Origin of the sequence: Marinomonas spartinae (genome assembly GCF_016461715.1) — a bacterium.
GTDB lineage: Bacteria > Pseudomonadota > Gammaproteobacteria > Pseudomonadales > Marinomonadaceae > Marinomonas > Marinomonas spartinae_A.
This window is the reverse complement of record NZ_JAEMUI010000020.1, coordinates 20803-43603: the sequence shown is the minus strand read 5'-3', so window position 1 is coordinate 43603 and position 22801 is coordinate 20803. Positions and strand designations below refer to the sequence as shown.

General features: G+C 44.5%; 19 protein-coding genes. 13 read left to right on the top strand and 6 right to left on the bottom strand.

Translation table 11 applies throughout. The features are described 5' to 3' along the window. Positions 1–24 precede the first annotated feature (24 nt). Positions 25–453, bottom strand: a complete 429-nt coding sequence (locus JHD45_RS17055) for a response regulator (protein WP_199477705.1) — start codon at positions 451–453, stop codon at positions 25–27. Then, the gene (locus JHD45_RS17050) at positions 446–1927 is read right to left on the bottom strand and encodes a sensor histidine kinase (RefSeq protein WP_233407897.1); all 1482 of its coding nucleotides are present in this window, start codon (positions 1925–1927) and stop codon (positions 446–448) included. The genes JHD45_RS17055 and JHD45_RS17050 overlap by 8 nt, the downstream gene beginning before the upstream one ends. 512 nt (positions 1928–2439) lie before the next feature. On the opposite strand from JHD45_RS17050, the gene JHD45_RS17045 reads away from it, so the two are divergent. From JHD45_RS17045 to ushA, 5 genes are all read left to right on the top strand, one after another. Continuing rightward, positions 2440–3690 (top strand): ABC transporter substrate-binding protein, encoded by a 1251-nt coding sequence (locus tag JHD45_RS17045; protein ID WP_199477703.1) that lies wholly within the window; start codon positions 2440–2442, stop codon positions 3688–3690. Positions 3691–3759: 69 nt separating this feature from the next. Next, positions 3760–4683 (top strand): carbohydrate ABC transporter permease, encoded by a 924-nt coding sequence (locus JHD45_RS17040; RefSeq protein ID WP_199477702.1) that lies wholly within the window; start codon positions 3760–3762, stop codon positions 4681–4683. Continuing rightward, entirely contained in the window at positions 4673–5557 is an 885-nt protein-coding gene (locus tag JHD45_RS17035; protein ID WP_067011548.1) for a carbohydrate ABC transporter permease, read from the top strand. The genes JHD45_RS17040 and JHD45_RS17035 overlap by 11 nt, the downstream gene beginning before the upstream one ends. Before the next feature lie 67 nt (positions 5558–5624). Next, positions 5625–6734, top strand: coding sequence for an ABC transporter ATP-binding protein (locus JHD45_RS17030; RefSeq protein WP_199477701.1), 1110 nt, complete (start codon positions 5625–5627; stop codon positions 6732–6734). Between the two features lie 188 nt (positions 6735–6922). Beyond that, positions 6923–8539, top strand: coding sequence for a bifunctional UDP-sugar hydrolase/5'-nucleotidase UshA (gene ushA / locus JHD45_RS17025; protein WP_199477700.1), 1617 nt, complete (start codon positions 6923–6925; stop codon positions 8537–8539). A gap of 83 nt (positions 8540–8622) precedes the next feature. Here ushA and rph read toward each other — a convergent pair whose 3' ends face one another. Next, the gene (gene rph / locus JHD45_RS17020; protein WP_067011554.1) at positions 8623–9345 is read right to left on the bottom strand and encodes a ribonuclease PH; all 723 of its coding nucleotides are present in this window, start codon (positions 9343–9345) and stop codon (positions 8623–8625) included. 182 nt (positions 9346–9527) lie between these two features. On the opposite strand from rph, the gene JHD45_RS17015 reads away from it, so the two are divergent. The 5 genes from JHD45_RS17015 (at position 9528) to JHD45_RS16995 (ending at position 16090) form a co-directional block, all read left to right on the top strand. After that, positions 9528–10394, top strand: a complete 867-nt coding sequence (locus JHD45_RS17015) for a YicC/YloC family endoribonuclease (RefSeq protein WP_199477699.1) — start codon at positions 9528–9530, stop codon at positions 10392–10394. A 182-nt stretch (positions 10395–10576) separates the two neighbouring features. After that, complete coding sequence (locus tag JHD45_RS17010; protein ID WP_199477698.1) at positions 10577–11113, top strand: DUF6795 domain-containing protein; 537 nt, start codon at positions 10577–10579, stop codon at positions 11111–11113. Beyond that, positions 11114–12277: a lipase family protein gene (locus JHD45_RS17005; protein WP_199477697.1), complete on the top strand. Its 1164-nt coding sequence runs from the start codon at positions 11114–11116 to the stop codon at positions 12275–12277. 271 nt (positions 12278–12548) lie between these two features. Beyond that, positions 12549–14708, top strand: a complete 2160-nt coding sequence (locus JHD45_RS17000; RefSeq protein ID WP_199477696.1) for an ATP-binding protein — start codon at positions 12549–12551, stop codon at positions 14706–14708. Next, positions 14708–16090, top strand: a complete 1383-nt coding sequence (locus JHD45_RS16995) for a hypothetical protein (protein WP_199477695.1) — start codon at positions 14708–14710, stop codon at positions 16088–16090. Before JHD45_RS17000 ends, JHD45_RS16995 begins: the two co-directional genes overlap by 1 nt. Here the strand turns inward: JHD45_RS16995 and JHD45_RS16990 are convergent. Then, a complete protein-coding gene (locus JHD45_RS16990) occupies positions 16061–17605 on the bottom strand; it encodes a DNA cytosine methyltransferase (RefSeq protein ID WP_199477694.1) in 1545 nt (514 codons plus the stop codon). The genes JHD45_RS16995 and JHD45_RS16990 overlap by 30 nt on opposite strands. A gap of 164 nt (positions 17606–17769) precedes the next feature. Beyond that, complete coding sequence (locus JHD45_RS16985) at positions 17770–18069, bottom strand: hypothetical protein (protein WP_199477693.1); 300 nt, start codon at positions 18067–18069, stop codon at positions 17770–17772. Positions 18070–18565: 496 nt separating this feature from the next. Here JHD45_RS16985 and JHD45_RS16980 point away from each other — a divergent pair, with 496 nt between their 5' ends. After that, positions 18566–18925, top strand: a complete 360-nt coding sequence (locus JHD45_RS16980) for a hypothetical protein (RefSeq protein WP_199477692.1) — start codon at positions 18566–18568, stop codon at positions 18923–18925. Between the two features lie 586 nt (positions 18926–19511). Next, positions 19512–20600 (top strand): methyl-accepting chemotaxis protein, encoded by a 1089-nt coding sequence (locus JHD45_RS16975; RefSeq protein ID WP_325097332.1) that lies wholly within the window; start codon positions 19512–19514, stop codon positions 20598–20600. 91 nt (positions 20601–20691) lie between these two features. Here the strand turns inward: JHD45_RS16975 and JHD45_RS16970 are convergent, their stop codons facing one another. Then, a complete protein-coding gene (locus JHD45_RS16970; protein ID WP_233407896.1) occupies positions 20692–21555 on the bottom strand; it encodes an AraC family transcriptional regulator in 864 nt (287 codons plus the stop codon). Between the two features lie 36 nt (positions 21556–21591). Here JHD45_RS16970 and JHD45_RS16965 point away from each other — a divergent pair, with 36 nt between their 5' ends. Continuing rightward, a complete protein-coding gene (locus JHD45_RS16965) occupies positions 21592–22794 on the top strand; it encodes an MFS transporter (RefSeq protein ID WP_199477690.1) in 1203 nt (400 codons plus the stop codon). The last annotated feature ends 7 nt before the right edge of the window (positions 22795–22801 follow it).

Below are 22801 nucleotides of genomic sequence, written 5' to 3'. Positions count from 1 at the left end.
AGATTATTCCCCGATTTGAAGCCATCAATGTTTTTTAAACAACCAAAAGTGATATATAGAATTCATAATTTTCTCTAGCTCTCTTATATTATCTGGCTTATAAATATATGAATTCGCACCCATTTCATAACTTTTCTTAACATCTTCATGGGCATCTGATGTCGAAAAAATCACCACAGGCAACTGGCTAAAGGACTGAGTCTTCCTAAGTTTTGACAAACACAAACGCCCATCCATTTTGGGCATATTCAGATCAAGTAGCACCAAATAATTCGTCTGCTCATCAACCGATTCATGATGAGAATACGGTGTTTGGGACACTATAAAGTCTAGCAACAATTCGCCACTTGGAAAGGATAAAAACGAAACGGGTAAACCTATACGTTTTAATGCGGTTTTCACTAAAACAACGTCTTCTGGGTCATCATCGACCATAATAATGCAATCATTCATTGAGTTGCTCTTCCTGCCTTATTAAAGGCAATTCAATATAAAAAGTACTTCCTTCACCTTTTACTGAATCTGCCCAAATCCGCCCCTGATGACGGATAATAATTTTACGACAGATGGCCAAGCCCATCCCGGTGCCTGGATATTGATCTCGCCCATGCAAACGCTTAAAAACTTCGAATATCTGCTCTGCATATTCACTTTCAAAACCAATGCCATTGTCTTGAATCGTCAAAAGATACTTACTTTCTTGCTGCTCCCCGCTAATCACAATCTTAGGCGCCTGATTCGTTTGACGATATTTAATGGCATTCCCTATCAGATTTTGCATCACTTGACGCATCTGACTGGCATCCACTTCGATACTCATCAAAGGCAACACCGTGATCTCAGCTTGATTTTCTTCCACGGTCAATTGCAAATCCGCACAGACATCCTCAATCAAAGCGTTTAAATCTGTCTTCTCAAAAGAGTTCGCCATTGACGTCACTCGGCTATAAGACAACAAACTGTCCAATAAGGTTCGCATGCGTTCCGCCGCATCCACTACGTATCCAGAATATTCTTTTCCCTCTGCTGTGAACGTACCGTAATCTTCCCCTTGTAATAATCGAGAAAACGCAATGATTTTACGCAACGGTTCCCGTAAATCATGGGAAGCAATAAAAGCAAATTCTTGTAATTCTCGGTTCGAGTTTTCGAGTTCATTATTACGGCTTTCGATAAAACGCTGATATTTTTTGCGTTCACTAATATCCACAATCGTTGCCACAATTTCTTGGTCAAAACTGCCTTCAATCGGGTTTAAACCAATTTCCACAGGCACCTTATGACCATCCAAACAAACACCATAAAGATCCTTACGATCCCCCATCATTCTCTTGGTAGGGGCTTTCACATAATTATTTCGATCCCCATAATGTTGAGGACGATGCTCTTTTGGAACCAGCTCTTCCACTGATAAACCCACCATGCCCCCCTCAGGGTAACGAAAAATACTTTCTGCTAAGGTATTGGCTTGAGCGATGGAGCCATCCTTACGCACCACCAACATGCCATTAGGCGCCGACTCAAAAATACTCTGCATGCGTTGGCGCATTCGGTTAGCGGCTTCAATTTCCTGTTCCAGCTCTTTTTGAGTCGCTTCTAATTCGGGTGTGGGCTGGTCGCCTTGCGGCTCAAAATCGGCTTTATCTGGGCTACCAAAAAAGACCGAACTCAACACTGAGCGGTAAAAATACAATGCCGCCAAACCCGCGATGACAAACACACAGTTCAAGACTAGATAAACCGTCATTGAGATGGAATCAGAAACAACAGCGCCAAGAAAAGAAAGACACGCTTGAGCGAATAAACAAACAGACAACGCCAAACAACTCAACCGAGCTGTTGTCGCTTGTTGTTTCGCGATGCAAAAGAAACAAAATGAAGCAAACACGCAAAAAAGACACAAAATAACCCCACTGAACAATTGCATGTGAGGCCACCAAAGGGGAGAAGCATGCTCCATCCTATATAACGTCTGTTCCATATAACAATCCATACTCCAAAAGACAGCCAATATCCACCATAGAGCAGCCTCTAAGAGACTCGTCGTACCAATCCTCTAGCCACTACTCCTTTCCTTTTTCAGTATAGTCAGGCGCGAGAAAAATACAGTACGACAGACCTTCCGTTCAACAATCGGACAATCTCCGAAGCTCATCGTGGCGAAAGGACAGACGATTCCAAAAACACTTATCCTTTCTAACATATAAATCTTTGCCAACAAAGTGCACACAATGGACAAATGCAAATCACCTTATGCAAGACTTTGTTACATTAGGTTGCTCTATTTTACCACTTAGCTTGTCAAGCTTTGCTAAATTGCAACTCGAGTTAGTATAGAAACGATCCGTCTGACATCTCTGTACTCTCAACGACATATAATAAAGACAACTTACCGAGCAAACTGTTCGGGCACCATAACAATAACAAAGGTTAATTATCATGAAGAAAATTGCTTTAGGCCTAACCGCAGTTGCACTTTCTCTTGCTGCTACCACCAGCCAAGCTGGCCAAGTAGAAGTACTACATTGGTGGACATCCGGTGGCGAAGCAGCCGCTATCGATGTATTGAAACAAGAGATGAAAGAGCAAGGCGATACATGGAAAGACTTTGCCGTAGCGGGCGGTGGCGGTGAATCGGCCATGACGGTGTTAAAATCTCGCGCTATTGCTGGTAACCCACCTTCTGCCGCACAGATCAAAGGCCCCACTATTCAAGAATGGGGGGATCTAGGCTTCCTAGAAAACATCGATGACGTGGCTAAAGCCGGTCATTGGGATCAACTTCTGCCACCTGTCGTCAGCAAAATCATGAAATACGACGGCCATTACGTTGCCGTACCGGTTAACGTTCACCGTGTTAACTGGCTTTGGGCCAACCCTGAGGTCTTCCGTAAAGCAGGCGCCTCCATCCCAACCACTTGGGATCAATTCTTTGTTGCAGCAGACAAAATCAAAAAAGCAGGCTACATTCCACTGGCTCATGGTGGCCAAGCATGGCAAGACGCCACACTATTTGAAGCCATTGCCCTATCAGAAGGCACCGACTTCTACAAAGCAGCGTTCGTTGATCTAAAAGACGATGCCCTGAAAGGCCCCAAAATGGTTGACGCCTTAACGAAATTCAAAAAAATGCGTCAATACGTCGATCCTGGCTTCTCAGGTCGTGACTGGAACGTCGCCACTTCTATGGTCATTAATGGCAAAGCGGCCATGCAAATCATGGGAGACTGGGCGAAAGGTGAATTCACCGCGGCGGGCAAACGACCAGGCATCGACTACGTCTGTCTTCCTGCACCGGGCACAAGTGGTCAATTTACCTTTAACATCGACTCACTCGCCATGTTTAAAGTCAGTGGTAAAGATACTCAAAAAGCACAGCGTGACTTGGCTCGTTTGGTCATGGAACCAAAATTCCAAGAAGTCTTTAACTTGAAAAAAGGCTCTATTCCAGTTCGTTTAGGCATGCCTCGTGACAAGTTTGATGCTTGTGCTGATTCCTCTATGGACGCTTTCAACGCGGCCTCAGCAACAGGTGATCTCGTCCCAAGTATGGCCCACGGCATGGCAGTGAACTCCATGATCCAAGGCGCGATGTTTGATGTCATCACCAACTTCTTCAACAGCGATTCAATGACACCAAAACAAGCGGCAGACAAGCTAGCACGCTCGGTTAAAGCTGCCAGCATGTAATTGACTGCTCGTGAGGCTAACCCCCTAGGTTAGCCTCTTTGTTTCTTCCTTTGTCGTGACGTATTAATTATGAATACTAACACTCCCCACTCTGGGTCTAAGTCAGCTCGCCCTTCAGGCTTCAGTCTTACCGACTGGATGCCGAAAATCGTACTGGCCCCCACCATGGTCATCGCCATTGTCTGCATCTATGGCTACATGATCTGGACGGCCGTGCTCTCTTTTACCAACTCTCGTATGTTGCCGTCTTATAAATTTGTCGGCTGGGAACAATACGAGCGTCTGTTTAACAATGACCGCTGGATGGTCGCCCTCACTAACCTAGGCATATTCGGCAGCTTATTTATTCTGATCTGTTTGTTTTTAGGCGTGATGCTAGCCATTTTTCTCGATCAGAAAATTCGCGCTGAAGGCGTGATCCGTACCATTTATCTTTACCCTATGGCGATCTCTTTTATCGTCACAGGTACCGCTTGGAAATGGCTATTAAACCCAACCAACGGTATCCAAAAGCTGATGATCGATATGGGCTTTGTCAATTTTAAATTCGATTGGCTCATCAACCCACACATGGTGGTTTACTGTTTGGTCATCGCTGCGGTCTGGCAAGCCTCTGGCTTTGTAATGGCGTTATTTTTAGCTGGCCTTCGTGGCGTCGACGGCGACCTTATCAAAGCCGCTCATCTGGATGGTGCCAGCACTTTTACCACCTATCGCCGTATTATTTTACCGTCGCTTAAACCAGTATTTTTCAGCGCCCTAGTCATCCTTGCGCACATCGCAATCAAGAGTTTCGACCTAGTACAAGCGTTAACTAATGGTGGGCCTGGCTATGCATCCGACTTGCCGGCAAACTTTATGTACACCTATACCTTCTCGCGCAGCCAAATTGGTATGGGCTCTGCCTCTGCCATGGTCATGCTAGGGTGTATTTTGGCGATTCTCGTTCCTTATTTGTACTCTGAATTACGAGGTGAGCGCAGTGAAAAATAATGTCGTTGGTCGTAAGACGTCTGGCGTAGATAAAGCCCTACGCATTGCCTTGTACGCAACATTAATTCTGGTGGCAGGCTTCTATTTGATGCCACTGGTCGTCATGTTGATTACCTCCATGAAAGACGCCGAAGAAGTGCGTAATGGCACCCTATTGTCTTTGCCCAGTTATATCCACTTCGATTCCTGGGAAAAAGCTTGGTCAAGTGCCTGTACTGGCAGCAGCTGTCATGGGATTTCACCCTATTTCATGAACTCCTTTAAAATCGTTATCCCCGCAGTGGCTATATCGACGATTCTTGGTGCCATCAACGGCTACGTCATTTCACTATGGCGCTTCCGTGGTAGCAACTTATTTTTTGCGGCCTTGCTATTAGGGTGTTTTATCCCTTTCCAAGTGGTGCTTTTACCAATGGCACGCACATTAGGTTGGCTTGGCATCGCCAGCTCCACCACGGGATTGGTGTTTGTTCACGTGGTGTACGGTGTGGCCTTCACAACACTGTTCTTCCGTAACTTCTACCAATCGATTCCAGGGGAATTGATCAAAGCGGCACGCTTGGATGGTGCCGGCTTCTTCACCATTTTCTATCGTATTATTTTACCGGTTTCCACACCCATTATCGTTGTCACCGTGATTTGGCAATTTACCCAAATCTGGAACGACTTCTTATTCGGTGTGGCCTTCTCTGGCTTTGAATCACAGCCTGTGACCGTTGCCTTGAATAATCTAGTTAATACCAGCTTTGGTGGTAAGGAATACAACGTGGACATGGCCGCTGCCGTCATCGCCGCTTTACCAACGCTTATCGTGTATGTATTTGCAGGAAAATACTTCGTCCGCGGTCTGACTGCGGGGGCGGTCAAAGGTTAAGAACGATGCTCGCACTTATTCATTCTTTCACCATGCGAGCGATTCACAGAGAATTTGGAGCAACAAGATGGCAAACCTAACCATAGACAACGTAAAAAAGAGCTACGGCAAAACAGAAATTTTAAAAGGCATTAACATTGCCATTGAAGCGGGCGAGTTTTTGATTCTCGTCGGCCCTTCTGGGTGCGGTAAATCCACCCTGATGAATTCCATCGCTGGGCTGGAAGATGTGACCGAAGGTCGTATTCTCATCGCGGACAAAGATGTCACCTACACCAGCCCAAAAGATCGTGACATCGCCATGGTGTTTCAATCTTACGCGCTGTACCCCAATATGACAGTGGCACAAAACATCTCTTTTGGCTTAGAAATGCGTAAAGTGCCAAAAGAAGAACGCGATGTGGAAATTCAACGGGTAGCAGAACTGTTACAGATCAGCCACTTATTGGATCGTAAACCAGCGCAACTGTCCGGTGGTCAGCGTCAGCGTGTGGCTATGGGCCGAGCCTTGGCCCGTCGTCCGCAGCTGTATCTATTCGATGAGCCGTTATCGAACCTAGACGCCAAATTGCGTGTGGAAATGCGTACCGAAATCAAAAAGCTACACAAGAAACTTGGCACCACCATCGTCTACGTGACCCATGATCAGATCGAAGCCATGACCTTGGCCGACCGCATTGCAGTAATGAAAGATGGCGAAGTGCAGCAATTGGGTACACCGCAGGAAATCTACGATAATCCAGCAAACTTATTTGTTGCGGGCTTTATGGGTTCTCCTGCGATGAACTTTATACCGTCGAAAATCGTCGAGCAGAACGGTGTACCGATGCTAGAGCTGAATGCCAGTGAAACAACAGCCTTGCCTTTCCCTAACCCAGACTCATTAAAAGCTTATGTCGGCGAGACGGTGCTACTTGGTTTACGCCCTGAAATGATCACCGAACCCCAGCCCCACAAAGAAGGCCAAGCGTTCGTCGTAACCACTGGCGTAGAAGTGGAAGTCACCGAGCCAATGGGCGCCGACACCATGATCCTCACGCGCATCAACGACGCCGAGATCAACTGTCGCTCGAACCCAGCCTACCCAGCCAAACCTGGGGATGTCATCAACATGATGTTCGATACCTCCAAAGCCGTGGTATTCGACGCGAAGTCAGGCAGGCGCTTAGACGTTTAACCAACCTATATAAGGGACCCCGTCATTGTATTTTGCCAACCTTCGGGTTGGCTTTTTTATAGCGTGACGGTGCATTAACAAGACCTTTCATTTACAAGAGAAAGAGGCAAACTTTTCACACAAACTCTCGAACTTACCACCGATATAAGCTACCTTTCTGGCAAGCGAAAACTCAAAGGAATGGCTAAATGAAACAGTATCGTCGATCTCTTAATTATTTCCTGATCAGCCTGCTTACCCTCGTCATGGTAGGTTGTGCAAGCCTTGCACCTACGCCACCAGAAAAACCCGATTGGCAGCCGGGCAAGATCTATCATCTGACCATTTTACACACCAACGACCACCACGGTCGCTTCTGGCAGAATGAGCAAGGCGAATATGGCTTAGCTGCCCGCAAAACCCTTATCGATAATATTCGCGAAGAAGTCGCGCTAAACGATGGCTACACCATGCTACTATCCGGCGGCGACATTAATACAGGCGTTCCAGAGTCCGATTTACAAGACGCCGAGCCAGATTTTCTCGGTATGCGCATGCTTCACTACGATGCCATGGCCCTAGGGAATCATGAATTCGACAATCCCCGAGCGGTACTGGAGCAACAGCAAAAATGGGCAGGATTTCCCTTCCTCTCCGCCAACATCATCGATAAAAAAACGGGCAAACCACTGTTTCAGGCCTATAAAATTTTCAAAGAAGGGGACCTAAAAATTGCCGTCGTCGGATTCACCACAGACGATACCGCCAAGCTTGGTAACCCAGAATATCTCAAAGGCTTGGAGATCAAATCCCCCATTGAGGTGGCCAAAGCTTTGATCCCAAAACTGCGTAAACAGGCGGATCTTATTATCGCCATCACTCACATGGGCCATTATAAAAATGGCAGCCATGGCGGCAATGCACCTGGTGACGTGTCCTTGGCTCGGGCGGTACCCGGCATTGACGTGATTATCGGCGGTCATTCTCAAACCCCTCTATTCAAACCCGACGTACAAAATGGCACCTTGATTCTACAAGCTCACGAGTGGGGTAAATACGTGGGGCGCCTTGATCTAACCTATGAAGACGGCAAAATTACGCACTCTTCCTATAAGCTCATTCCAGTGAACTTAAAGAAAAATACGTCAGACCAACACAGCAAAGACCGATTGATTGAGGATGACATTCCACAAGACCCAGACATGATCAACTTATTGACCCCTTATCAAGAAAAGGGCGAACAAGCGCTCAATACCCAAATCGGTAAGGCAACTGGCGACTTTATCGGGGATCGACACCAAATTCGCCATGAAGAAACCAACTTAGGCAACTTAATTGCCCGCGCGATGAAAGAAGCCGCCCACGCTGACCTCGCAGTAATGAACTCAGGCGGCATTCGTGACAGCCTCCCAGAAGGTGCTATCACCTATAAAAGTGTGCTGAAAGTCCAACCTTTTGGAAACACCTTAGCGTATGTCACGCTTAACGCCGACCAGCTCACAGACTATTTATCGGCGGTGGCCAGTATGCCGCCAGGCACTGGGGCCTTTGCCCAATTCCAAGGGGTATCACTCACCCTGAAAAGTGGCAAAGCCACCCACATACTCATTAACGGTAAGCCACTTGAACAAGGCCGAACCTACCGCCTTGCCACCAACAACTACTCCGCCAATGGCGGTGACGGCTACCCGAAACTCACTGATCTACCAAGCTATGTCAACACAGGCGACAGCGATGCGGACCTATTAGTGCAGTACATCAAACAGCACTCACCGCTGAATCCAGACGATTACGCCCCAACAGGGGCCATTCAACGGGAGCCATAGCCAATAAAAAAACCAGCCCCTGATAGGATGCAATGCAATCTATCAGGGGCTGGTCTTATTCAAAATATAAGCCGTGCTAACGCTTATTTTTTCTCAAACAATACATCCCGTTGCAGCGCCATGATTTCAGAAATACCTTTACGCGCCACCGCCAACATGCCCATCATATGCTCATCACTAAAGGCTTCGCCTTCGGCCGTTCCTTGAATCTCAATGAAACCTCCTTTGTCGTTCATAATGACGTTCATATCGGTTTCGGCATTGGAATCTTCTAGATAATCCAAATCGAGTACGGGCACACCTTGATAAACCCCCACGGAAATGGCCGCAATTTGTGCCACAATGGGGTTTTCTTTTACTTTTTTCGTTTCCACCAACACGCGCATGGCATCGGCCAATGCCACAAAACCACCGGTGATAGAGGCCGTACGAGTGCCGCCGTCGGCTTGAATGACATCACAGTCAATGGTGATTGTATTCTCACCTAATTTTTTCAAATCCACCGCGGCACGCAAAGAGCGACCAATTAAACGTTGAATCTCAACCGTGCGACCGCCTTGCTTGCCTCGTGCGGCTTCGCGGTCCATACGGCTGTGCGTAGAACGAGGCAACATACCATATTCTGCGGTAATCCAACCTTGGCCCTTGCCTTTCAAGAAACGAGGCACGCCATTGACCACTGTCGCAGTACAAATAACCTTAGTATCGCCACATTCGATCAACACCGACCCTTCGGCATGTTTAGTAAAGTTGCGTGTGATCTTCAGGGAACGTAACTGATCTGCTTCTCTTCCGCTTGGACGCATATTTGCTCTCTCTGTCATAACCATTTTTAAAGACCCAATTATAATGATCTTAGATAAAATTGCGCCCCCAGTGATGGGAAAAACCAACAATCTACGAAACTGTCGAAGCAGAGCCCGTTAAGCTACAATAAGCCCTTCGTTTTTCTCTTTATTTCTTTTTTATTGATTGTTAGGTACTCAAGATGACAGCAAGCATGACCGCTTTCTCACGCCAAGAAGCCGTATTCGATTGGGGCTCCATCAGCTGGGAAGTACGCTCAGTGAACCAACGCTACCTAGAGCCCAGTTTTCGTCTACCGGAAAACTTCCGCGAGCTTGAGTTTGCTTTCCGTGATGTGCTGCGCAAAAAAATCAACCGAGGCAAACTAGAATGTCAACTGCGCTTTCAAGGCGTCGACAAAGCCGCCACCAGCTTGAGCATCAACCCAAGCAACGCCCAAGCCTTAGCGAAGGCCATCGACACACTTGGCACCTGGTTTAAAGACCTCGATCCAGCCAATCCGTTAGACATCTTAAAATGGCCGGGCATCCTCAGCGAAGAAGGCAGCGACTTTGAAGCCATCAAAAAAGCCGTCGTCGAACTCTTTAACCAATCGGTCGACGAGCTTATCCAAGTACGACTTCGCGAAGGCGCACAACTCAAAGACATCATCGAACAGCGCCTTGATGCCATTGATACCATCGTCGAAGACGTCAAAGCCAAACTACCAGAGATTCTAGCCGCGCAAAAACAAAACCTACTGGATAAACTGGAAGCCGCCAAAGTCGACCTCGACCCCATGCGCGTCGAAGCAGAAATCGTGTTACTGGCGCAAAAAGCCGACGTCGCCGAAGAACTGGATCGCCTCGCCACCCACACCAAAGAAGTCCGTCGTCAGCTACAACAAAACGGCCCCATAGGCCGCCGACTCGACTTCCTTATGCAAGAACTCAACCGCGAAGCCAACACCCTTTCCTCAAAATCCATCGTCGTGGAAACCACCCAAAGCGCCGTGGAATTGAAGGTGTTGATTGAGCAAATGAGAGAACAGATCCAGAATATTGAGTAATTTTTACACATTGCAAGATAGAACCATGACTCGCTCTTTTGTTAGTATGCGTTAGCCCTATATGCTAAAGGAATGTATTCATATCTAAGGATGGATAGCTCTCTTTGTGACTTAATCAGCCCCTCCTTATATCTCTATACGCTTTAGCAAAATCTTAAAAAGATTAATAAGGAAGCAAAGCTATGGTCAGCTTTTTTGGTTTAAAACGCTATGACGTGGAATTGTCGCCCCCAGTAAAAGGCAGAATTACAGATAACGGTGAGCCAGTCGTTGGAGCTGAAGTCGTACGCGAGCTTTTCTACGCTGGCTACGATAAAAAGAATGCTCTATTTGACTATTCAACTACTAATGATAATGGCGAATTTGAGTTTGATGAGAAAATAGTTAAATCACGATCACCAGGAGACATCTTTGGCCAGAATAGTATGGTTTTTCAAGATATATATATTGAAAAAAAAACAGAGAAGTTAAGCGATGAAGATAAGTATTATTGGCTCTGGTGCACAAGAAAAAGTTGGCCTTCAGAAGATCAATTAAATAAATTAATGCTTCACCTAGAGGCAGACCTTCAGAATAAAGAAATACAACATGAAGTTGATCTTTCTAAAAATGGTGGTAGATCTGATCAACCAATTATTAGTCTTTGTTACTTTAAAGATGAATCAATAAAATCTTATTATAAAAGTAAAGTTGTAGAAAATTATAATGAATTGAAATAAATGTTTAAAGGATTAAATATGAATACCCTAACCCCTTGTATAGCATCAAGAATTGCTCAACTTTCCTATACTGTAGAAAGATCCCCTAAAACATTAATATTACCTGAAATCATAAAAAAACATTTTAGCTTCAATATTAACAATATTAAAAAAGGAAGCTCTGGTGGCTTTTTTTGGAGACAAGAAACTGGTTTTGCCTTAATAGGAAAAGGCCATAGCGAACTATATAATAATGATCATGTTATCGCGATTAGAGGAACCAATACAAAAGCGGATGCCATCACCGATATAACCTGCCATTGTAAAAATAGTGACTCTGGCATGCCAGTTCATAAAGGCTTTCAATCTACTTTTGCTTCTCTTAGGGAAGGCATCGCTAGTTATATGAAACAACCAGAGGTTCTAAATGGTAATGGGGCCATCCATTGTGTCGGCCATAGCCTTGGCGGTGCAGTCGCCACACTGGTTGCAGATTGGATTAAAGCAACCTATGACAAAACCGTTTACCTATATACTTTTGGCAGCCCTCGCGTTGGCAAAAAAGGCTTTGCAGAAGTTAGTGGCGGACGTATAGATCAAATATTTCGCTGTGTGCATGCGTCCGACCCTGTTACTAAAGTTCCTGTTTGGCCCTTTGTACATACACCTAATAGCGGTCAAGAATATACAGCATTAAGAGCAGTGAACATTAGTCCAGCAACACACTCAATGGCAACGGCCCCTGGATATATTAATACAGCAGATCATAGCAGTTGGAGCGATATCTTCAGCCAGAAAGGCATGTCGGTTTATCAGCGTGTTAGGCTCAACTATGAAGACCGTCTAAATGCCTACTATTCCACTCACTGGGCCGATAAAATCACTGCCGCACTACTAACGCTATTGCATGATGGCGGCTTCACTGCCTTAGTGAGTTCTTTACAAACCGGGGCAGCCGCCATCGGTACCGTATATGACTTAATGGCACAGGCAGTAGTAAAAATCGCTTCCATGGTAGGCTTTGAAGATCAAGTCAGAGGGTTATTAGCACATATGATCGTCTTCTCAGGGCTCGCTGTTGGCATACCAACCAAGCTTACTTATTCTTTTATAAAATGGGTATTTGAAAATACCATCGCTAGACTACTTAAAGCAGCCAAAATTGCATTGCAATCAATTGCTTAATAGCCAATCAGTCAGGCCTAGCCATCTAACTCTGTTGGTCTGACTTACCTCTCTAATAAAAGTGCAACCACAAAGCAAACATCCTATCTTCGAAACTGTCAAAGAACTTAGAGACGGCAAGTTATGATTGAACAAAGGAGAGAACAGGTCCAAAATATTAAATGAATACTATTTAAAATAATGCATGTATAAGTTTCAATGCTGCTCACCAAAGTAATCCAAAAACTCTGCTTGTATTCAGGATAAGAAAACTCGATTTCGAGAGGTGTAAATGGAAGATATTAAGCCACTAATTAGGCCGTTTAGAGCAAATGCTCATTTGCTCAAACTACTTGGCGATGAGTTGATCGGTGATGATCGCTTAGCTGTATTCGAACTGGTAAAGAATGCTTATGATGCTAATGCTACAAAAGTAGATGTCACGTTAAACCTAGAGAATGATAACCCTAATATCATTATTTGGGATCATCATGGTTCGGGAATGACTGAAGATGACATTCTCAATAAATGGATGGAAATTGGCACAAACAGTAAACGTAGTAAGAACAGAGTTAGAACTCCTGCCCCTTTAAACCGCCTTCCTTTAGGTGAAAAAGGTGTTGGCCGTTTAGCTGTCCATAAACTTGGTAAAAAACTCACTATCAATACACGAGCGGAAGACTCTCAAGAGCACCAAATCACCATTGATTGGCCAAAATTAATTGGTGAAGCTCAATACATTGAAGATACCAAAGTAACCATTACGCCTCTGAACACACCTAAATACTTTGAATCGGAAACAGGAACTAGAATTGAAATTGGAGACCTCAATAATACACACTGGACTCGTGGCGATTTAAGACGCTTGAAGCGCCTATTAACTAGCCTTATATCTCCATTTAAATCTGTCTCTGACTTTGATGTAAAACTAAGTGTTCCTGGAAGAGAAAATGACGTCTCAGATGTACTTGAAGCTCAAGACATCCTTGATAAAGCAATGTGGACGTACGATTTTATTATCGATGAAAATGGCAAATTTTCGTCTACCTATGCTTTCAATCCACCAAGAACATTCAAAGAACTGGCATCATCGTCCTCTGAGACTCAAGATGAGGCACTAGAGCTTCTAGAACCAAGTAAGGAAGAGGAACTAGCGCGCGATCAAGCGATTCGTGAGTCGTTATTGCTAAAACAAGAGGACTTGCAAGGGATTGGGGCAATATCTGGTACATTTTATGTCTTCATGAAAACACCAGCTGTACTTAACGCCATTGGCTCACCTCAATTCGTAAAAGAATATTTAAAGGAGCAGTCCGGTGTACGCGTATATCGTGACGGTATTCGCGTGTTCAACTATGGTGAAGGTAAAGATGACTGGTTAGGCTTAAATGCTGGACGTATAAATATGCCTGGTCAAAAGATTGATACAGGAATGGTTATCGGCGGTATTGACTTGAATCTTGAAGATAGCGATGGCCTTAAAGAAAAGACTAACCGAGAAGGTTTCGATGAAAATGATACGTATAAGCGCTATCGCTGGATAGTGGCTAGCGTAATTGAAGATTTTCACCTCAAGCATAGACGAGATCGAGAAGCGCTTGATCTTTACCTTAAGGGGGATGTTAAAGATGCCTCGCCAGCAACATCTCGTTTCGCTGAAAATATTGAAGCAATCAAAAAGACAATCAAGACACATAACCTTGAGGAAAAAATGGGAGGGAAGGTCGCACAAATAGAATCTGATTACTATCAGATGCGTGAGGTTACCTTAAGCTCCGGGATTGCAGGTATCAATTTAGCGGTTATCTTCCACGAAGTAGAAAGGGGAGTAGATGAGCTAAATGAGTCAATTCGTCATGCTGATGACTACGACATTCTGCTAAAACGTGCAGAGCACCTAGCGGAATTGCTCGAAGGTTTCGCCCCCTTACTTCGACGAAACGAACAAAAAACTTTTAACATCAAAGCGCTTACTCAAAAGATAATGCAATTGAATAAGCACCGTTTTGAATACCATAACGTTACATTTTCATGTCCAATCAATACTGATGAGTCAGAATCATTTGAAGTGACAGCACCATTTGGCTTACTTCAAGCAACATTAACCAATCTAGTCGATAACTCTATTCATTGGACAAGTTTAAAGGCAGAGAAAGAAAACAGCGGCTTTAAACCAGCTATACGTATAGATAGTCTACCAAACTGGTTTAAGGAAGGACCCGCGCTAGTAGTAATGGATAACGGTCCTGGCTTTAGCTTAACACCAGAGGAAGCAAAACAACCTTTTAAAACATCAAGACCCGGAGGAATGGGGGTAGGTCTGTATTATTCAGATAAAGTAATGGAAACCATTGGAGGTAGTCTTTTGATCTGTCACCCCGATGATTTAGAACTGCCTGAGCAATACCAAGGAGCTGCTGTAGTAATGTTATTCAATAAGGAAATGAATTAATGATTAGTTTGCCTAGTATTGTGCTTATCGACGATAGCAAAGACGATCTGAATATGCTGCAAGATAGCTTTACTCGTATGGGCTACCCATGTCTCGCTATAAATTATGATGGTAATGATCCTAATAATTTATCAGGTATAAACCATGTCAATTTAGATGTTATCAGACCACGGATTGTCATTTCTGACTTAAACCTACAAGAGTTAAGCCATCTTAATGCGAAGCAACTAGCGGGGCCAATCGAGAATATTCTTAGAGCATTACCTCTTGATGGCCCATTTATTTTATATTTCTGGTCACGTAATGCTTCTACCGTAGAGCCCGTTCTAGATACTATTTATGATAGAAACAATGATATTCCTTACCCTATCTATTGGGGAATCCTAGATAAAACTCTGTTTAAATCTGGACAAGAGGATCTAACTGAACGAGTTAGAGCTCTTACGAAAGAAAGTAGCGTATTCGCCGCTTTGTGTGGCTGGGAGTCACGCGTATCTTCTGCAGCACAAAAAACTACAGATTCGTTATTCAGTTTAGCTCGTGCCACTGAGCCTAAGAACCTACTTGATTTCCGAACTAGAACAACTGACAAGCTACAATCTATGATAGCGGTAATTGGTAATGAGGCTATCGGTGAAGAAAATGCCGCTGAAGAGCCAGAAACTGCAGTTGAACTAGGTTTAGCTCCAGTTTTACATGACCATATAAGCTCTATTGGAAATAATAGTAATGCTTCTGGATGGAAAGATGCAGCTCCATCTTTAGGAGCAAAAGCACATCTTGATGAAGAAATAGCTACTAAACTTAATTCATTTTGTCATATTGAATGTGTTAATCATGATTATCCTAAAGGATGCCGTGGGGTATTTCTTGAAATAGCAACTGATATTAAAGATGATCCTAAAAAACGAGAGAAACTAGAGTCTCGATTAGGAACAGACCTAAAGACTATTATAGAAGATGAGTTTTTAGAACAAATTGTAAAAGCAGCTAAAAGGCCTTTGGTAAGAGATGCAACCAAGTTGGGGTTTGTAGAGATTTCTGCTGAATGCGATCAAGCTCAGAAAAAGACAAAACTACATCGCTATGTAATTGCAGCACTGACACCACTAAACTATACGCTTGAAGATACAGAATCATTTAATCTGTATGGAAAACAGAATAAGAAATCTCATAATGGCATTTATCGCGTTCCGGACATAAGTATTGATGGCACTGATTATATGCTTCAACTTTCTTTTAAATATCAAATCGGCACACTTCCACACGATAACTCATGGTTAGGAATACCTTTACTCAGGCTTAGAGATCAAATAATGGTCGATATTTCATTCAACTGTGCACAGTACATCTCACGACCCGGAATAATTGCTTTTAAGTAGCCCCATTACAACCCTACCTATCTGCTGTGCCAAGAACGGTGGCACAGCATTTCCAACCTGCACATACTGCTGCGTTCGATTTCCTTCAAATAAGTAGTTATCTGGGAATGTCTGCAAACGTGCCGCTTCTCGTACTGTTAAGCTACGACACTGTTTTGGGTCATAGTGAATAAAGTAGTGACCATCCTTTGAGATATGGCTTGTTACAGTCGTGGCACATTTATTAGCTGCTTGGGTTCTAAAGCGATCCGCGTGGCTACCTGATTTCCAGTTTTCGTGCTTGGGGGCTAACTCTTCTGGAAAATCTCGGGATTTTGGCGATATGCCACCACTAAGTTGTGTGAAGGCTGCACTGTATGCGTATCGGAGTAAGTCACTGTCCATATGACCCCGAGTTTCATGATTTAGTACGCAGCTTGGTGCGTTGTTTCGATACCAATCAGCAAGGTCTTTTGGCACTTGAGCAAGCGACGCTATTGGCTGAGAGGCTGACCGAGCCAAGTTTGTAAATGGCTTTAAGTCTAAGCAGCTTGCTCCATCAAATTGTTTTTTCAGTAAAGCTTTTATCTTTGTTGAGTTTTGGGAAACGACTTTTTCCCAAGCGGATAGCTCGTCTTTACGCTTAGAGAAACCACTACGCAGCTTTGGTAGGTCATTGATGACTTGTTTAACAGATACTTGCGTATCTGAGGGTATCAACGTACTTGGCACTTTATCAATATCGCTGCGTACACCTAGTAGAATGACACGATGGCGGGCTTGAGGTACACCATATTCTTCGGCCTTGATAAGGTAATCGCTTGAGTCTTGATAAACTGGATTATTGGGATCCGTCGCCTCGACAACCAATGAATAAATTTTGTATTCAGGGCTAGCGATGTTAGTAGCACGCCCAGGGCTTCTTAAGTCATCGAGAATACTTGGAAACATAATCTCACCGCCGACTTTAGCGGAAAGGATACCTCTTACATTTTCCATGACAAAGACATCAGGTTGCGCGATAGAAAGTACTTTAAGGTACTCTCGATATAAAAAGTTGCGATGATCGTCTTCGGCTTTATAACTTTTATTCCCTGCGTTACGGGAACGACCTGCCAATGAGTAGGCTTGACATGGCGGACCACCGATAACGATCTTGGGACAGTTTCCGTGAAGCTTTACTAACTCAGCAATACGTTCATGAATAACCTCGTTATCAACCCCAAGTGCTCGTGGGCGATAAAGGGTTTCAATTGCAGCTTCTTCTGCTTGTACAGGATATCGACTAAAAAGCTGCTGCCGAGTGATACTACCAGATAGATATTCGTTGTAACTGGCTAGCCCATCGTTTAGATCTTTAATTTTTCGATAAAAGGCACGCGTTGTAAGAGTTTTATGGGCAGAAACTTCTTTCTCTACTGAAACACCTATTTTGAAGAATGAGTTACCATTTTCATCCTCGACTGAAGAAAATCCTTCCCCAAGACCTCCCGGCCCTGCAAAAAGGTCAATGACTAATGCTTCTTTAATCTTCATTCGCCCAACAGCTTAAACTTAAAAATCGATCAATCATACTCGCAAAAAAAAACGAGACAACATTACATACAAAAGCTAGCTGATGTAGGTAATTTCTTTGTATACGTATCCACTTTACTTAAAGCGAAAGACTCCGAAAAAACCACCATCACTTCCAAGGTACATTAGGATCCAAAATACCCTATCAACTCATCAACATGCTCTGACCGAAAAAGATCTTCTTTTGATGAGTCGCAATAAATCTCTGGAGACTCATCATCCCCTTCATTGATCGCAGGACTTATGGCGTATCTTGGAGAGTTTTCGTTCTCTCGGTATTGCGGACTCTGATGTTCAATCCAAAGAAGATAGTAAGCTTCGTCCTTCTTAAAATAAAAAGACGCACATACATCGTTTGATGAAGTATTGTTCACTAGCCGCACCGGCAACACATCTGAGTTAAAGCCAAGCTTTAATATTTCCATTGCTCCCCTTCCTGGAAAACTGTATATACATACAGTTTAAATCATTCTTTTGTAAAAACCAGGGCCTTTTTTACACATCAAGGAAAATTACCACTCCTCGTCAAACACTGTAATGCTTATAAGGCCGTAATTCCAAAGATATGGAACTACCCTATAGAACAAGCTCTTTGTCGTATCAATATGAAGCAACCTAGAGACGATGTTGGACACTTCGTTTTCCCGTTATTTTAACTTGGCGTTTAAAATAAAAGGCGAACATTATTTAACTTAAACCATCTCTACAAATTAAAGCCATTAGTCAATATTTGTGTTCTATAGAAGGCCAATTTAGCATAGCAATTTACCCTATTTGGTAAACATAACATGGAACAAGTCCGGTCCCCTTTGGCTAATGGCTTCTGCAAGCAATGTTGTTGGGGAGTCTGACGGTTCGTCATTGCGAAGTACCACATTCCAATCGATATTCAGCCCTTCTTGAGTGGCTTTAGCGGTCGTTATGGGCTCTGCCAATATGTCGGCGATTCGCGCCAAGTCATTAAAAATGGGGGCGCTGTTTATTGATCTGGTTGAGCAACGACTTAGTCGATTCGGCTTTGACATTGCGTCTTCAAAAGATGAATCCATTCGTGGCAGTCAGGTGTCTTTAGTGCACGATCAAGGCTTTGCCATCATGCAAGCCTTGATCGCTCGCAATGTGATTGGTGACTTTCGGGCACCAAATATCCTTAGGTTTGGATTCACACCTTTGTATCTTCGCTACGTCGATATTTGGGATTGCATTGAAGCATTGGAAGATATCATGGAGCAAAAAGAATGGGATCGACCTGAGTTTAAAAAGCTGACGGCGGTGGCCTGATTTATTCATCCAAACAGTGTTTTCAAAATCTGGCAGCCCCAAACGGGGCTTCCAGAACCCGTCATAACGTTAATGTATTGACGCCCTTCCCACCGAAATGTTCACGAATATTTGCAATTAGAATAGCGGTTAAGGCAAGTGATCGGATCTGCCCGCACTTCTTTCTCATATCACGGACATTGCAAATAACACCGTCAAGGTGAATAATCACTTATATACCAAGTGTTTGCAGACTCGTTACCTAGCCTAAGCGCTTCCTTCGTTGTTCAACGTGCGCAAAACAGGTCAAACGACTCTTCCAAAACACGCTACATTCCAGTATAAATTGATAATATTAAAAAAATATTACAATGATATAGCACAATAAATGAAAGTCTTTCTCAAATAATAAAAATAATGCTTAAAAATTAATGTTCACATTTACCAATAAAAATCTGTTAAGCGCTTTCCCTTTATAACCGTCATATAGTTGAGGGGTCAAAAGAGACCTCCTCGTTATGTGCATAATGAGCCTTTTCGGCTTTAACACTATTCGCTTGAGGATACCGCCATGTTTTGGAACACATCCCGAAAGAAACATCAGGACATGAACAATGAGCTTGAGTTATTAAAAGAGCGCAATGAGGCGTTAAACCAAGCATTACGAGAAAAAGATCAACAGATAGCAGAGTTGTCAGCACAAGTCTCGCCAACCAATGCATCGATTTCAAAAGACATTTTAGCGGGGCAAGTAACGTCCTCGGCAGATCAATTAACCATGCTAGGGCAACGGGTTCAGCTGATTTCAGAGGAACTTTTTGAACCCATGAGTGAGTGCGCAGGCACCAGCGATGAGCTTGAGCACAGCTGTACTCAGTTAGCGGGATTGAATGCTTCCATTGTTGAGATCTCCAGTAAAGCGACCAATAGCCTAGAATCCGTAAAAGAGCTGAAATCCCTGGCCGTCGAAATCAATAACTTTGCCAGCATCATCAATAAAATATCCGAGCAAACGAATTTATTAGCGCTCAATGCGGCCATTGAAGCGGCTCGCGCCGGTGAATCCGGACGAGGCTTTGCCGTCGTAGCTGACGAGGTCAGAGAATTGGCCAAACGCTCTAGAGAATCCAGCGAAGAAATTAGCGAACTGGTACAACGCATTCAAATCAGCACCGAAGAAGTAGAAGAAAGCATCGACGACTTAAGCAAACGAACCGAATCCCTTCACAACACCTCTTCTACCGTGACGCGCTCTTTTGAGCAGTCTACCGAGCAAACCAGCAACATCATTCATTCTGCCTACAAAGCCATGGCCTATGGCCACCTCTCTTCTTGCATATTAGAAATGGTAAAACTGCAACACCGATGGTCGGCAATGTACCTCAATAATCAAACGCCCTCCCCTGATGAATTCGATCCCCGTAAGAGCCAGTTCGGCCAGTGGTATTTTGACGGTGAAGATAATGAGTACGACTTCCGAAACAATAACCACTTCAAACAAACGGGACACGACCTAACGGCACTCTTTCAACAGGGCCAATCCCTGTTTGAAGACGCCTTTCAGCAGCAAGCAAGCAATACACATCACCAAGTCTACTTAGATAAAATCCATACCATGGATTCAACTATTAGCAATATTCTCAAAGACTTAGACGCAGTGACCCAATACTTGCTTCAGAAAGTTGAAAGGCATTAACCTTTAAAAAGATGTCTCAAAAGCGAGCAAGCCCAATCGTTTCAAGACAGACTTTTCCCCTTAAATGAGGGAGTGACGCCCTGACACAACGTCACTCCCTCCCCCATCGCTCGATCCGATATTGTCTTGGTGATTTGCCCAGTGCTTTTTTAAAGAAGGTAATGAAGGCGCTGACGGAGTCGTAGCCAAGTTCTTCGGAAAGGGTTTGGATGGGCATGTTGGTAGCGAGTTTTTGTAAGGCGAGGACAATATGGAGTTGGCTGCGCCATTGGCCGAAGGTGAGCTGTACGTGGCGTTTGATCATGCGCGCTAAGGTGCGTTCGCTCATGGCAAAGTCACTGGCCCATTCACCTAGGGTGCGTTTTTCGCTGGGTCTGGCAATAAGCTCTAGAGCGAGTCGGTTAAGTATCGGTTCGTCGGGTATGGGAAAATCAAATTCTTCTCGCTCTAGTTGGATCAATTGATCGAGTAAGACGTCAATCAGTCGGTCGGTGGCGGGATCCGTTTTGTCATCATCTTGTTGTCTATGTAGGTGCAATATCAGTTCACGAACCAGAGGCGTCACCGTCAGGGTGCAGGCGGCCTCAGGTAAAGCTAAATCGGTGCTGTCGACAAAGAGCATACAGACGTCAGCATGGGGGGAAATCTGATTACGATGCATCACATTGCTGGGAATCCAGACCGCACAGCGGGGCGGTACGAGCCACATTTTGTCTTCTATAAAGCTGGTGACAACCCCCGTTAAAGGGAGGACTAGCTGCGCTTTTTGGTGCTGGTGCCAAGGGGTTTCTTCGCGATGGGGCACAGATTGGGAGCGCAATACCAAAACACGATGAGGATAGTGATCGGCAAAGCTCAAATCGGTGAAGGATTCAAAAATGGTTTTGTCTGTATTTCGCAATTTATTGTCCAAACGTCTCAATTCTGCAAGCAGAGTAACCCATATAATAGCCAATCAACAATCTTTCCCTCTCTGCTTTTGAATAGACACATGAAACGATTACAACGCCTAGCCCAGCACGATGCGGCCTTTTTACTGTTATTTATTTTTTTGGTGGCATTAAACCTGCGCGGACCGGTGACGGGGTTACCCCCCTTGTTAGACAAAATCAGTGCCGATCTGCATTTAAGTAGCTCCCAGTCTGGTTTGCTCACCAGCTTGCCATTGTTAGCGTTTGGCTTTTTTGCCCCAGTGGCGTCTTGGTTGACCCGTCATTTTCGGATTGAGCGTATTTTGGCTTCAGGCGTGGGGTTAATCGCCATTGGCATGATCATCCGTACCTTTGGCTCGATCAGTACCTTGTATATCGGAGCCATATTTATTGGTGCAGGGATTGCCATCGGCAATGTGCTGTTACCGAGTTTGCTAAAACGTGAGTTTCCTCATTATGTGGTTCAACTGACGGCAATCTACGTATTGATGATGAGTATCGGTGGCTTTTTGATGTCGAGCCTTGCCGTGCCATTAAGTTTGTATGCGGAGCAGCCTACTTTCGATTTGCCTATGAGTGGCTGGTCGTTTGCTCTAGGCTGTCAAAGCCTGTTGATTCTGTTGCCTTTGGTGGTGTGGTTTAGTTGTAAAATTACCCAACACCAAACACCCCAAGCTAATCCGGTGGATATTTCAACGTCCGTTTGGCGCTCTATTACGGCTTGGCAAGTGGCCAGCTTTTTAGCGGTAAACTCGTTGTTGAATTACGTTGTCGTGGCGTGGGTGCCGACTATTTTAATGAGTCATGGTTATAGCGATGCAACCGCCGGACTCTATCAAGGCTATTTGCAGTTGGCCGGGGCCATGCCTTCGTTGATTTTGGCGCCATTTATCCATCGTTTAGGAAGCCATAGACGATTATGCTTATTGGCCACGGGGTTAACGACCTTAAGTCTGGCCGGCTTGTTGTTCGCGCCCAACTGGTCTGGCCTGTGGTCGGTGTCTTTTGGGTTTGGTATCAGTATGGGCTTTATTCTAGGCTTGTCGTTTGTCAGTTTAAGAACCCACAGTCCCAAACAAGCCGCGGCGCTGTCTGGCATGGCTCAGTTAATTGGCTATACACTGGCGGCGATTGGCCCGGTGTTGATGGGTGCCCTTTACGACTGGCAGCAAGCTTGGACCGCGCCACTTTACGTCATGCTGATGATTGGCTTGATTTGGATGGGATTAGGCTGGATGGCAAGCCCCAAGCACAATGGCTAAATTATCA